Here is a 12,640-nt window from a genome sequence, read left to right as displayed (position 1 = left end):
TTTAAGAGGCTTCTTGGTATATTCGTCCCCCAGAGATCTGGCAAAAATATTGTTTTAGCGCCTCTAAACAACGATGAATTTTCATAGGTTGTTGTTCGCGTTTTAAGATTACGGCATATAAATTAAAAACGGGCAGTTTCCATTCAGGCAGAACTTCAACCAAAGCACCATTCATTAAATCTTTTTGTACATCTAAATAACAGACTCGCGCAATGCCGTGGCCTTGTAAACACAAGGCTTTAGCCACTGAACTGCTGTTACTACTTAAGCGTGCGTGCATATTTAGTTCAAGCTGTTCACCTGTTACACTATGACTAAACTTAAGTTCAGGCTGTGCTTTGAGTAAACTGACTGGCAATAAATCATGCTGTAGTAAGTCTTCTGGACGCGACACTGGGCTATTTTGATTTAAATAACTCGGTGCAGCCACCAAAATTTGCTCTACACGAAGTAATGGTTCTGCTATAACATGGCTTTCATCAATTTGAGCTGCAACACGTAAGGCAATATCAATACGATTTTCAATTAAATCAGCTGCTTGATGTGCTGCTTCTACATGTACAGCTAAACCACGATGCGCTGACATCCAGTGTGACAAGGCAGGAATAATATGCTGCGCTGCTAATTCTGGTGTGGCTGAAAGACGTAATTCCCCAACTAAATCATCACGTAATTCATTAATACGGATTTTACCCCGCTCTGCAGCAGCAAGCATCTCTTGGCAGCTATGGAAAAAGGCTTGTCCAGCCTCAGTCAAACTCAATTTACGCGTCGAACGATGTAGTAATGTTACTTCCATCTCGTGTTCTAACGAACGAATTTGCTGGCTCACTGCACTGGTTGTGATTCCAAGTTCACGCGCAGCACCACTAAATGAGCTTTTCTCAACTACACAAGCAAATACTCCCATTGCTCGAAGTTGATCTAACATAAATTTCCCTCTGAACTTATGAGTGCTTATAACAAAAATAAATTTGCTATAAGCAACTCATTGTATTATACGGTGAAATTATTTATTTGTATTCGGTAAATTTAATTAATTGGTAAAACATTACCCGGATTAATTGGTTTTCCGTCTAAGCGAACTTGAAATTCCAACATGGTTTGCTGAGCACCACTGTTGCCCATTTCTGCAATTTTTTGCCCTGCTGTCACATTTTGTCCACTTTGCACCAGCAATTTACTATTGTGTGCATAAGCCGTGATATAACCATCAACATGTTTAATTAAAATCAATTGCCCATATTCGGGTAAACCATCTGCCGAATACATCACCTGCCCGTCTGCTGCAGCTAAGACTGCATCACCTGTTTTCCCAGCAAAACGCACACCTTTAACATTTTTAGCTAAATCAAAGTGCTGGAGGACTGGACCTGTACTTGGACGCACCCATTTTAAGCCATTTTGCTTGCTCACGGTGACAGGTGCTGTGACTGGCGTGGCTACCTGAGGCGCAGTGACAACTGGTGCAGGCACAGAGCTACTTTGGCTAGGTAAGGCAATACTTTGGCGTTGAATTGGCTCGGCTTGTGCTACCGCTTGCGTGGTGGTGGTGCGCTTGCTCCCAGTATTTTTTAAACGAATCGATTGTCCAACATAGATTTTATAAGGCGGTACAATATCGTTCATGGCAGCAATACTTTCATAGCTCAAACCATAACGTGCAGCAATGCCACTTAAGGTATCCCCTGAACGCACAGTATAAAAATCTGGAGCCACAGCATAACGTGCCGTATTATTCACTTGTGGTTTAGATGCACATCCTGTCAATACTGCCACCGAAACCAGTGCCGTAGATAACAACACATGCTTCAATAAAGTGTTCGGCTTGCTCAGCATGCTGGATTGAAGGACTGACATAAATAAAACTCTCCACAAAATCTGTTTTTTGACTGCGGCTAAGACTAGCAAAAAAAATCACTGAATCACTGTTGCCACGACTTTTTATCACAAAGTTATAACATTCAAGTTCAATGTGAACTAAATTGTTGAGATAAAGCAGGTAAAACTGCGTAATTGGTTGCATCCATTTGAATCGGGGTAATGCTGACATAAGCATTTTGAACTGCTGCAAAGTCCGAACCAATCTCGCCAAGCTCAGTTTTCATTTCCGTCACAGCCTCACCCGCTAAACCAATCCAAAATACTTGCCGACCGCGCGGGTCTACTTGACTGGTAATCGGTTTCGATAAATGTTTACGGCCTTGATAAGTTATTTTTTGTCCTTTTAGCTCACTGACGTCAGGAATATTAATATTTAAAATATGACGTGGTGGCAATTCAGGTACGCCTTGGGCAATAAAGTCATGTACCCATTGTGCAGCTTGCTGGTAATCATCAGGTTTTAAGTAACTACGCACATTGGGACCTGCCAATGACACGGCGATCGCAGGCTGCTTCATTAAACGCCCTTCAAAGGCCGCGCCAACTGTACCCGAATATAAAACATCATCGCCTAAGTTGGCACCACTGTTGATACCACTCACCACCAAGTCAAATTCAAAGTCAAATAGACCATTCATAGATAAATACACACAGTCGGCAGGTGTACCATTGACTGCCCACACGTCTGGTGCAATTTCTACAGGTCGTAACGGACGATCTAAGGTTAAGGCTGATGAAAAACCACTACGCTCTGCCTCAGGTGCGACCACCACCACGCGCCCTAAAGGTTTTAATGCTTGTGCCAAAGCAATAATGCCAGGTGCAAATACCCCATCATCATTGGCAATTAAAATATTCATATTGTTATCCTTAAGAAAATATAAACCTTATTGTAACCATCATGTGGTTTTTACCACTTTATTATTAGCTTAAAGCAAGGTCTCGTTATTTTTTAGACTTTTGCACAATTTTCTATTTTTTTGTTTGCTTTTGCACATTTTATTGGCAATATCACTTGGATTTTGCTGTCATTTTCAGCGAAAAAACATTTAAAACCGTAGATTTCTTATTTTCTATTACTTAATTTGAGTTCAGGAGATCAATCGTGCGCCGTCTTGCACTGTGTTTCGCTGCTGTTGTTGCTGTTTCTTGTCCTGTTGCCCTAGCACAAAACAGTAACCATGAAGTGACTCCCACCCAATATGTTACAGAAGAAGAACTGGCAGCTTTATATGTTTTATCTGAGCTTTGCCCAAGCTTGGTTGAAAATAAAACTGCCTTTGAGCAAGGCTATGAAAACTTTGTGCAGTCCTATTTACCTGAGCTTAAGCAACCCCTAGTCGCCTTAAAACATTTTGCTCAACAAACCCAATCTGCACCGATTTTGCTTGAAGCCCAACAAGATGCCAAACAAGCGGGCACTGTGAAAAACCGCGAAATCTGTCAAGAACTGACGACTTATCGCAAATAACACAAAATGCTTACAATATCTTGAGAATCAGGGCGGTTCCCCCATAGCAGTTGTTGGAACTTTGTCCTAGAATGCTAGGCTCATTGTGCTTACCTCAAGATATTGGAACCATCTAGAATGACCCGTAAAAGTGCCCTTGCTGCATTCTTGCTCTTGCCTAGTTTCTCTTATGCAGCAACTGTGTTATCAGCACCACCAGAACTCAATAACAAATCTTATGTTTTGATGGACTATGAAACAGGTCAAATCCTTGCTTCAAAAAATGAAAATGAAAAATTAGCACCAGCATCAATGACGAAAATGATGACCAGCTTCATCATCGAACAAAAGTTATTAAAAGGCGAGCTCACGGAAGACGAAAAAGTTCGTATGAATGAATCGGCTTGGTGCCGTGGTAGCAGTACAGAATCATGTATGTATGTACCTTTAAATGGTACAGCCACAGTTTTGGAAATGCTGCGCGGCATTATCGTGCAATCGGGTAATGATGCCTCTAAAGCCATGGCTGAACATATTGCTGGTAATGAAGGTACCTTTGTTCATATGATGAACGAAGAGGCCAAACGTATCGGCATGAGTAATACCCAATTTGTAAACTCAACGGGTATGCCAGCAGATGGACATTTTTCGACTGCCAAAGATATGGCGACGCTTGCACAACATATTATCCATGACAGTTCGAAATACTATCCAATTTATTCAGAAAAAGAGTTTAGCTTTAACGGTATCAAACAAGGTAACCGTAACGCCCTACTTTATACTGACCCAAGTGTGGATGGTTTAAAAACAGGTCATACCAATGAAGCTGGTTATTGCTTAACCACCTCTGCTAAGCGCGGCCCAATGCGTTTAATTTCGGTGATTTTTGGTGCACCGACTATGCAGGAACGTGCCTCACAAACCCGTAATTTATTGGCCTGGGGCTATGCCAACTTTGAAACCGTTAAAGTACAACCTGCCAACCAAGTCTTAGCTAAAGCCAAAGTTTGGTATGGTAAAAGTGCTGAAGCTGAAATTGGTTTAGCGGAAAACTTTAACGTGACCATGCCTAAAGGTCAGGCTAATGCCATAAAAACTCAATTGGTAGTACAACCTAAACTCACTGCGCCTTTAACCAAAGGTCAAGTTGTGGGTAAATACGTGGCTTCTCTAGATGGCAAAGTGATTGCTGAAAAACCATTAATTGCATTAAAAGAAGTGGAAGAAGCGGGTTTCTTTGCACGTATGCTGGATCACATTAAACAGTTCTTTAGCAACTTGTTTTAATTGATTTAAATTTTAAAAAAGCATGCTTTCGAGCGTGCTTTTTTTAACATTAAAATAATATTGAGGAAAAATATGTCTAACTCTGTACGCCCCTATTTAAATACTCGACCTGTCATTGCAGCCACTTGCTATATCGATGCAATGGCTGTGGTGATTGGTGATGTAGAACTGGCTGAAAATGTCTCGGTTTGGCCCTTTGCCTGTATCCGCGGTGATGTCAATCATATTCGTATTGGCAAAAACTCCAATGTTCAAGACCATGCCATGCTGCACGTTAGTCATAAAAAAGCCGATAAACCGGAAGGTTCACCGTTAATTATTGGTGAAGATGTCACCATTGGTCATCATGTCACCTTACATGGCTGCACCATTGGCAATCGCGTTTTAATTGGCATTAACACGGTGGTATTAGATGATGTCATCATTGAAGATGACGTGATGATTGGCGCAGGCTCTTTAGTGCCACCGGGTAAACACTTAGAAAGCGGTTATTTATATATGGGCAGCCCAGTCAAACAAATGCGTGCTTTAACTGAAAAAGAACGTAATTTCTTGCCATATTCGGCACAAAATTATGTCAAAGTATCACGCAATTATTTAGCACAACTCTAAGCTTAAAAATAGCTGAGGAGTACCTCATCCTCAGCTTAGTGGTGCTCATCCAACAACCATCCTGCTGTTTTGGTCTAAACAGAAAAAATTAAATGGCCCTCATCTGAATAAAAAATATATTTATATAATTTAGTTAATATTTAACAGTTACTTATTTTTAACTATTTACGCTAAAAATTACCCATCTAAACAACAAATTTTGTCTGAGCATAGCCAAGCTAATAGAAATTGCGTAGAATATGGCTTTTATTCCATGGTGCTTTGCGATGACTGCTTGGACTGCGCATGTGACTGTTGCCACCGTTGTTGAACAAGACGGAAAATTTCTGTTTGTTGAAGAACATTCAGAAGGCGTCACACATACCGTATTTAACCAACCCGCAGGCCACGTTGAAGCAGGCGAAACGATTATTGACGCTGCAATTCGTGAAACTATGGAAGAAACTGGCTATCGCGTGAGTATTGAATCACTGCTTGGCATCTACACCTATACCCCACCGCTATTTCCTGATCGTACCTATTATCGCTTTTGCTTTTTGGGCAAGGCGCTTGAGCATTTTCCCAATGCCAAACTCGATACAGGAATTGTCGCTGCCGTGTGGATGAGCTTAGATGAACTTTTAGAGACTGCACGAGCACGTAGTCCATTGGTAATTAAAGCCATTCAAGATGCCAAAGCCGGAAAGTCGTATCCTTTATCGCTCATTGATGAGCACCAAAACTCTCCCTTAATTTCAAATTTGGATGCCTAATCCTATGCAACAACGTGTCATCGTCGGTATGTCTGGTGGTGTAGACTCATCTGTGTCTGCTGCCCTTCTACTTCAACAAGGTTATCAAGTTGAAGGCTTGTTCATGAAGAACTGGGAAGAAGATGATGGTACGGAATATTGCACGGCGATGGATGACCTTGCCGATGCGCAAGCCGTATGCGATAAAATTGGTATTAAATTACATACTGCCAATTTCGCTATGGAATATTGGGATCGTGTCTTTGAGCATTTCTTAGCAGAATATGCTGCAGGTCGTACCCCAAACCCAGATATTTTATGTAATAAAGAAATTAAATTCCGTGCTTTCTTAGATCATGCAGTCAACTTAGGTGCTGACTTTATTGCTACAGGTCACTACTGCCGCCGCGGTGAAACCCGTACCAATTCACGCGGTGAACAATATGCACCGCTATTGCGTGGTGTAGACAACAACAAAGACCAAACCTATTTCTTACATGCCGTACACGGTCGCGAAATTAACAAGACTTTGTTCCCTGTCGGGGAAATTGAAAAACCACAAGTACGTAAAATTGCTGAAGAATTGGATTTAGTCACTGCCAAGAAAAAAGATTCAACCGGTATTTGCTTTATTGGGGAACGTCGCTTTAATGACTTCTTACAGCAATACCTGCCTGCACAGCCGGGTAAAATTGTCTTAGAAGATGGTACTGAAATTGGCGAACATCATGGCCTCATGTACTACACCTTAGGGCAACGCGGTGGCATTGGCATTGGCGGCTTAAAAGGTGCAGCTGAAGGCGCTTGGTTTGTTTTATATAAAGATATTCCAGGCAACCGTTTGGTGGTCGGTCAGGGTCATGAACATCCACTGATGCAAAGCACCACTTTATGGTCGGAAGCGATTGATTGGGTCGCTGGTGAACAAGAGATTCCTGCTACAGGTTTACGTTGCACTGCTAAAACCCGTTACCGTCAACCGGATCAAGTATGTACCGTATTTAAAGACGAAAATTCTGAACATGGTGTACGTGTTGAATTTGATGAACCACAACGTGCCGTTACACCGGGACAAAGTGTGGTGTTTTATTTAGCTGAGGAATGCTTAGGTGGTGGTGTGATTCACCATACCAACGCACCAACGCCTGCATTTGTATAAAGGATATTGAAATGGCTGGCTTACCTTTTCAGCAGTCGATTCCGCTCACGCCACGGCAAAATCGTGCTTTGGCTTTAGCGGGGGTATTTCAAGCCACCCAGCTCACGCATATGACCGCCTTAGGCGGTCGACAGAGTATGGGTGAAAGCGGTTTGTTTTATTTCGAACAATTAATTAAAGCCAGTCTCAATATTCGACCCAGCCAAGGCAATAGCCAACAGACCTTAGATTTTTTTCATCAACTCGCTGATGTCTCTTTGGGACTTAAATCTTTTGAAAATTGTTTAACCCAACCTTTTAGCAGCGCACCCAAATCAAGACTCCCTAAACTGGCCAGCACCAAATTGCCGATGAGCTATGCCATGGCGCTGTTGCATTTAGAAAAGAAAGTCTATGCCAACCCCCAATTTGTTAAAATTATCGAACAATCTCAGCAAAAAATATTAAAACAGCTGTCTTTCTTTGATCACAATTATTCCCATCCCAGTATTATTGCCAATCTTGCGCAAACTTATGTCGCAACCGCAGGCTCGATCAATCCACGCATTATGGTACGTGGCAATGCCGAAGCCTTTAAAGATGCCGCGCATACCAACCGTATTCGAGCCTCTTTATTTACCGGTTTACAAATGGCACATTTATGGCGTGAATTGGGCGGTAGCTCATGGGACTTTGTGTTCTTTGGCAAGCGCAAGCTTGTACGCGATATTCAAGATCTCGCTCGCCTACAATATCAGGTGGTAACTTGATGTTTATTTCAGAATTTTTTACGTTTCATTCCAAAGTTTAAGGAATTGCTATGAACGCTTTAACTGCACTTTCTCCATTAGATGGACGCTATGCGAGCAAATGTGATGCTCTACGTCCTTTTCTTTCTGAGTTTGGTTTAATCCATGCTCGTGTGACTGTTGAAGTGCGTTGGTTACAAGCGCTTGCGAACCGTCCAGAAATTACGGAAGTTCCAGCGTTTTCTAACGAAACAAATGCTGCATTGGATGCAATCGTGGCGAACTTCTCAGAAGAGAATGCCAACCGCATTAAAGAAATTGAACGTACCACCAACCACGATGTAAAAGCGGTTGAATATTTCTTAAAAGAACAAATCGCTGATATCGAAGAATTAAAAAATGCTGGTGAATTCATTCACTTTGCATGTACTTCTGAAGACATCAACAACTTGTCACATGCATTAATGCTTAAAAATGGTCGCGAAGTATTGCTTGCCGCAATGCAACAAATTATTGATGCGATTGTTGAACTTGCTGAAAAGCATGCAGAACAACCAATGTTGTCGCGTACGCATGGTCAAACTGCAAGCCCAACTACTTTAGGTAAAGAAATGGCGAACGTGGCTTACCGCCTTGCACGTCAAATCAAACAGTTTAAAAATGTGGAATTATTGGGCAAAATCAATGGTGCTGTAGGTAACTACAACGCGCACTACTCTGCTTACCCAGACATCAACTGGCCGGCACATTCACAAGCTTTTGTTGAATCTTTAGGTTTAGAATTTAACCCGTACACTACGCAAATTGAACCACATGATTACATGGCGGAACTTTTTGATGCATTACGTCGTTTTAATACCATCTTAATCGACTTTAACCGTGACGTGTGGGGTTATATCTCGCTTGGTTTCTTCAAACAACGTTTGAAAGAAGGCGAAGTCGGTTCTTCAACGATGCCGCATAAAGTCAATCCAATTGACTTCGAAAACTCTGAAGGTAACTTAGGTATTGCCAATGCAGTACTTGCGCATCTTGGTGAAAAACTACCTGTATCGCGCTGGCAGCGTGACTTAACTGACTCAACTGTTCTTCGTAACATGGGTGTTGGTTTTGCACAAAGCTTAATCGCGTTTGAAGCATGTTCTAAAGGTATTGCTAAACTTGAACTGAATGCAGAGCGCATTCTAGAAGATTTAGACAATGCACAAGAAGTATTGGCTGAACCAATTCAAACTGTAATGCGTCGTTATGCGGTTGAAAAACCATACGAAAAATTAAAAGCGTTGACTCGTGGTCAAGCGATGACACGTGACATGATGGTCAGCTTCGTGAATGGTAACGAATTAGAAGCCGTTCCTGCTGAAGATCGTGCCCGTTTAGCCGAAATGACGCCTGCAACGTACACAGGTAATGCTGCAGCTCAAGCAAAACAAGTTCAAGATTTAATTGCTAAAATCTAACTCTTCAACTTAAAAAAAAGCGGCGTTTCAACGCCGCTTTTTTATGCCTGTATAGTTTTAAATATAAGTTTGTGGCTGTAATAAGCTGTCATCGTGTTGCCATGTAGTGTTGATCACAACAGGTTCTATTGAGGCTTGCGTTTTCATCAGCGCTGTTTGCTCACCCAGTAATGCCGCTAGGATCGGTTCAACCGTATCGCTCTGGTTTTCATCTAAAAGTAGGCCCTGCGCTAGTGTATTAAAAGCCAAACTTTCATCTATTGCAAAGCTCACGCTGACGGTATCTTGTTCTGTTTCTTCAACTTCGGGCTCTGCCATTGCAATTACGCTAAATTTAAAGGCATCACTCATAGCACTGGTATTGCCACTGGCATCCATCTGACTAAAAGTAAAGCTATGTACACCTAAACTTAGATCGCTATCAGGGGTATACGTCCATGTGCCATCGCTTTTCACCTTCACTGTGGTGATGGCAATACCATGATCATAGATGGTTAAAGTGGCATTGGCTTCACCTCGTCCACTAAACTGTGGACGTGTATCATCGGTTTGGCTATTTTGGCTGATATTGCCTTTTTGCTCACCCACATCATCGGCCACAGTTAAAGTACTCAAATTTACTTTGCTTGGCGCAATCGTATCTTTACGCCCAATGACTTGCGTGGCAACTGATTGATTATTGGCAGCATCGCTTGCATAGACATTGGCGCTGTTATTATTGATTAATGGACTGGTTAAATTAATGCTAAATTTACCACTACTATCGGCTTGCCCTGAACCAATGGTTATTTCTTGACCATTACTGATGATGGTAATTTTAATTTTACTATTTGGCTCTGCAGTACCTGTCACCACCGTCCCTTCTGTATTGACACTCGCTTGCACAGCCTCAGGTGCCAAAGTGTCAAGATTTGGTTTTAAGCTAATCGCATCACTTTGATTACCAGCCGCGTCTTTCACCACCAGTGTTGTGCCACTTTGGTCTGTGACTGCTGGGCTTAAATCCAGCTCAAAATAACCCTCTGAATTGACTTTAGCCGTAGCGATCACTTGACCTTTATCATTCTTAATTTCAATGTTGCTATTGGCTTCAGCATAACCTTTGACTTGGCTACCCGCGCTATTCACTTCTAGCTTTGGCGTGGCTGGGGCTAAGGTGTCTTGTCCAACAATCACAGTAGTATGTGTTGAGCTGTTGCCAGCCGTATCTTGGGCAAGCACTTGGGCTTGGGTGTCTTTTGGCAAGGCTGGATTTACATTTAATGAGAAAGAGCCATCTGATCCAGCAGTGACTGGCCCTGCTAATAAAGTCTTACCATCTGCACTATAGAGGCTAACTTTGCTACCCGCTTCAGCCCGACCCGAAACGATTGTGCCTGTATCATTAAATTGTGCTTCTGGTGCATGCGGTGCAATGGTGTCTTTGCTGCCCGTCACCGCGACCAAATTGGATTGATTACCTGCAGCATCTTTGGCATATACACCAACGCGCTCACCATCCGTCACGGCACGTTTTAATTGAATACTATAGTTACCATTGGCATCTGCAGTGGCTTCACCAATAATATTACCTTGTAAGTCTTGTACATAAACTTTGGCTTTGGCTTCTGTTTTACCTGTGATGACTTTACCCTCTGCATCAATACTGGCAGTCGGATTGGCAGGTGGCATGATATCTTTGGGTTTGTCGCTGTCATCATCATTTTTAAAGGCAGTGAGGTAAAGCGCCTCTACCCCTAGCACTACCAAAGCAGGTTTCACCCAAGATTTTTCATACCATGCTGGACTTGCTACAGGCTCTTCAGCCACCACCGTGGTCGGCTGCGGATTCACCCAAGTTTCACTGCTGGCCAATTCAGTTAAGTGTTGTACTGGATTATAGTTAATGACTTTACCTTTACCATCAAATTCAACTAAATCAAATGCCCCACTTTGATTAGGCAAGACTAAGCTGTGCGGGCTAGAACCATCGGCATGAAAGAACTGTTCAAGGGTGATTTTCTCACCATTCTTTAAGGTGATGATGAGTTTATTACCTGAACGTACCATGCTGGCAATATCATCACGGCTATGACTGATTTGAATAATGGATGCCTGATTGAGTGCCACCAATTGAGTATCGGTATTATGCAGGGTGGCTAAGTTTTGTTTATTTAAAACGACGATAATCGCCATAGAATCCTCAAGGTTTTCACTAGCATCATGCTAAAGGCTCTAACTTATCAAAAGCTTAAAAACCCGACAACGCTTAAAACAAAAAAACCAGCATATTGCTGGTTTTTGATGTCGCTTTATCGCTTAATTCTAAAGCTGCGGGTCACGCAGTTGCACCAAATTATTATTGGCTTTCACTAAGCTGTCTAAAACTTTATTAACTATACTTGGCACGAAACCCTGGGCAATTTGGGCAGCTTGTAAGCCTAACTTTTCACCTAAAGTCGGTTTTTTACGGGTATGAATGGTATAAACATCATGTTTATCTAATAAACTGAGTAAATACTCATCCGAGGTTTTAAGCTCATCAACCAGTTTTAAGTCTAAGGCATCTTGCCCATACCAATGCTCGCCTGTTGCTACCTGTTCAACATTGAGCTGATTACGATATTGTTCCACAAAGTGCTTAAATAAGGCATGGGTTTGTTGTAATTCTTGTTCAAATTTGGCTTTGCCCTCTTGAGTGTTTTCACCAAACATCGTCACAGTACGTTTGTACTCGCCTGCGGTGTACAGTTCAAAATCAATATTATGTTCTTTTAGCAATCGGTTAAAGTTAGGCACTTGTGCCACCACCCCAATTGAACCCACCACAGCAAAAGGTGCAGAAATAATTTGGTTAGCAATACACGCCATCATATAACCGCCACTGGCCGCGACTTTATCGACGCAAATGGTCAAATGAAAACCTGCTTCACGTAAACGCACCAATTGCGCTGCTGCTAAACCATAACCATGTACCATACCACCTGGGCTTTCTAAACGTAGTACCACGCGGTCACGCCCCGCTGTCGCGGTGGCTAAAATTAAAGTAATTTCTTCACGTAAGCTTTCTACAGCTGAGGCCGCAGTATCTCCAGTAAAATCGATTACATACACTTTTTCATTGTTTTTCTTACGCGCCCGCGCTTCTTTGGAGAGCTGCTGATTAAATTGTAACAGTTCCAATTTAGAGGCCGTCATTTGCGCAATTTTTTTACGTTGTTCATTGACACGCGCATTTAGGTGGCTAATAGAAATTTCGGCAGGAACTTTGGGTACATGAAATAGCATACATCTCTCGTATCATTTTTTATTGGTATTTAACATGAGGTCAAATTAAATAAAATTCAATG

At 42.1% G+C, this 12,640-nt stretch carries 12 protein-coding genes; 7 read left to right on the top strand and 5 right to left on the bottom strand.

The genetic code is table 11. From position 1 onward, the window contains the following. Position 1: 1 nt before the first annotated feature. The 3 genes from CYK47_RS02015 to surE all read right to left on the bottom strand — a co-directional run bounded on the left by CYK47_RS02015 (position 2) and on the right by surE (position 2,744). Positions 2–931: a LysR family transcriptional regulator gene (locus tag CYK47_RS02015; protein WP_122898417.1), complete on the bottom strand. Its 930-nt coding sequence runs from the start codon at positions 929–931 to the stop codon at positions 2–4. Positions 932–1,032: 101 nt separating this feature from the next. Next, positions 1,033–1,860, bottom strand: a complete 828-nt coding sequence (locus CYK47_RS02010; RefSeq protein ID WP_122898415.1) for a peptidoglycan DD-metalloendopeptidase family protein — start codon at positions 1,858–1,860, stop codon at positions 1,033–1,035. 110 nt (positions 1,861–1,970) lie between these two features. Continuing rightward, entirely contained in the window at positions 1,971–2,744 is a 774-nt protein-coding gene (surE, locus tag CYK47_RS02005; protein WP_122898413.1) for a 5'/3'-nucleotidase SurE, read from the bottom strand. A 245-nt stretch (positions 2,745–2,989) separates the two neighbouring features. Here surE and CYK47_RS02000 point away from each other — a divergent pair, with 245 nt between their 5' ends. The 7 genes from CYK47_RS02000 to purB all read left to right on the top strand — a co-directional run bounded on the left by CYK47_RS02000 (position 2,990) and on the right by purB (position 9,311). Next, a complete protein-coding gene (locus CYK47_RS02000) occupies positions 2,990–3,355 on the top strand; it encodes an MCR_0457 family protein (protein WP_122898411.1) in 366 nt (121 codons plus the stop codon). A 117-nt stretch (positions 3,356–3,472) separates the two neighbouring features. Then, positions 3,473–4,621 carry a D-alanyl-D-alanine carboxypeptidase PBP5/6 gene (gene dacC / locus CYK47_RS01995; RefSeq protein ID WP_122898409.1) on the top strand — a complete coding sequence of 383 codons (1,149 nt, stop codon included), beginning with the start codon at positions 3,473–3,475 and terminating at the stop codon, positions 4,619–4,621. Positions 4,622–4,693: 72 nt separating this feature from the next. Beyond that, a complete protein-coding gene (locus tag CYK47_RS01990; protein ID WP_122898407.1) occupies positions 4,694–5,233 on the top strand; it encodes a gamma carbonic anhydrase family protein in 540 nt (179 codons plus the stop codon). A 266-nt stretch (positions 5,234–5,499) separates the two neighbouring features. After that, positions 5,500–5,985 carry an NUDIX hydrolase gene (locus CYK47_RS01985; RefSeq protein WP_122898467.1) on the top strand — a complete coding sequence of 162 codons (486 nt, stop codon included), beginning with the start codon at positions 5,500–5,502 and terminating at the stop codon, positions 5,983–5,985. A gap of 4 nt (positions 5,986–5,989) precedes the next feature. Continuing rightward, a complete protein-coding gene (gene mnmA, locus CYK47_RS01980; RefSeq protein WP_122898465.1) occupies positions 5,990–7,123 on the top strand; it encodes a tRNA 2-thiouridine(34) synthase MnmA in 1,134 nt (377 codons plus the stop codon). 11 nt (positions 7,124–7,134) lie between these two features. Then, positions 7,135–7,872, top strand: a complete 738-nt coding sequence (hflD, locus tag CYK47_RS01975; protein WP_122898405.1) for a high frequency lysogenization protein HflD — start codon at positions 7,135–7,137, stop codon at positions 7,870–7,872. Between the two features lie 50 nt (positions 7,873–7,922). After that, positions 7,923–9,311 carry an adenylosuccinate lyase gene (purB, locus tag CYK47_RS01970; protein WP_122898403.1) on the top strand — a complete coding sequence of 463 codons (1,389 nt, stop codon included), beginning with the start codon at positions 7,923–7,925 and terminating at the stop codon, positions 9,309–9,311. 57 nt (positions 9,312–9,368) lie between these two features. Here purB and CYK47_RS01965 read toward each other — a convergent pair whose 3' ends face one another. Both CYK47_RS01965 and sohB read right to left on the bottom strand, forming a co-directional pair. Further along, on the bottom strand, positions 9,369–11,486 hold the full coding sequence (locus tag CYK47_RS01965; RefSeq protein WP_122898401.1) for an Ig-like domain-containing protein: 2,118 nt from the start codon (positions 11,484–11,486) through the stop codon (positions 9,369–9,371). A gap of 129 nt (positions 11,487–11,615) precedes the next feature. Next, positions 11,616–12,578, bottom strand: a complete 963-nt coding sequence (gene sohB / locus CYK47_RS01960; RefSeq protein WP_122898399.1) for a protease SohB — start codon at positions 12,576–12,578, stop codon at positions 11,616–11,618. Positions 12,579–12,640: the final 62 nt, after the last annotated feature.

Source organism: Acinetobacter sp. B51(2017) (genome assembly GCF_003711395.1).
Taxonomy (GTDB): Bacteria; Pseudomonadota; Gammaproteobacteria; order Pseudomonadales; family Moraxellaceae; genus Acinetobacter.
Note: the sequence above shows the minus strand (reverse complement) of the source record. Positions and strands in the feature narration are given on the sequence as shown.

What these genes read in the sequence shown, in the direction of transcription:
- CYK47_RS01990 (WP_122898407.1), top strand. Translation starts at nt 4,694, where the DNA reads ATGTCTAACTCTGTACGCCCCTATTTAAATACTCGACCTGTCATTGCA.
- mnmA (WP_122898465.1), top strand. Translation starts at nt 5,990, where the DNA reads ATGCAACAACGTGTCATCGTCGGTATGTCTGGTGGTGTAGACTCATCT.
- purB (WP_122898403.1), top strand. Translation starts at nt 7,923, where the DNA reads ATGAACGCTTTAACTGCACTTTCTCCATTAGATGGACGCTATGCGAGC.
- CYK47_RS01985 (WP_122898467.1), top strand. Translation starts at nt 5,500, where the DNA reads ATGACTGCTTGGACTGCGCATGTGACTGTTGCCACCGTTGTTGAACAA.
- hflD (WP_122898405.1), top strand. Translation starts at nt 7,135, where the DNA reads ATGGCTGGCTTACCTTTTCAGCAGTCGATTCCGCTCACGCCACGGCAA.
- sohB (WP_122898399.1), bottom strand. Translation starts at nt 12,578, where the DNA reads ATGCTATTTCATGTACCCAAAGTTCCTGCCGAAATTTCTATTAGCCAC.
- dacC (WP_122898409.1), top strand. Translation starts at nt 3,473, where the DNA reads ATGACCCGTAAAAGTGCCCTTGCTGCATTCTTGCTCTTGCCTAGTTTC.
- surE (WP_122898413.1), bottom strand. Translation starts at nt 2,744, where the DNA reads ATGAATATTTTAATTGCCAATGATGATGGGGTATTTGCACCTGGCATT.
- CYK47_RS02015 (WP_122898417.1), bottom strand. Translation starts at nt 931, where the DNA reads ATGTTAGATCAACTTCGAGCAATGGGAGTATTTGCTTGTGTAGTTGAG.
- CYK47_RS01965 (WP_122898401.1), bottom strand. Translation starts at nt 11,486, where the DNA reads ATGGCGATTATCGTCGTTTTAAATAAACAAAACTTAGCCACCCTGCAT.
- CYK47_RS02010 (WP_122898415.1), bottom strand. Translation starts at nt 1,860, where the DNA reads ATGTCAGTCCTTCAATCCAGCATGCTGAGCAAGCCGAACACTTTATTG.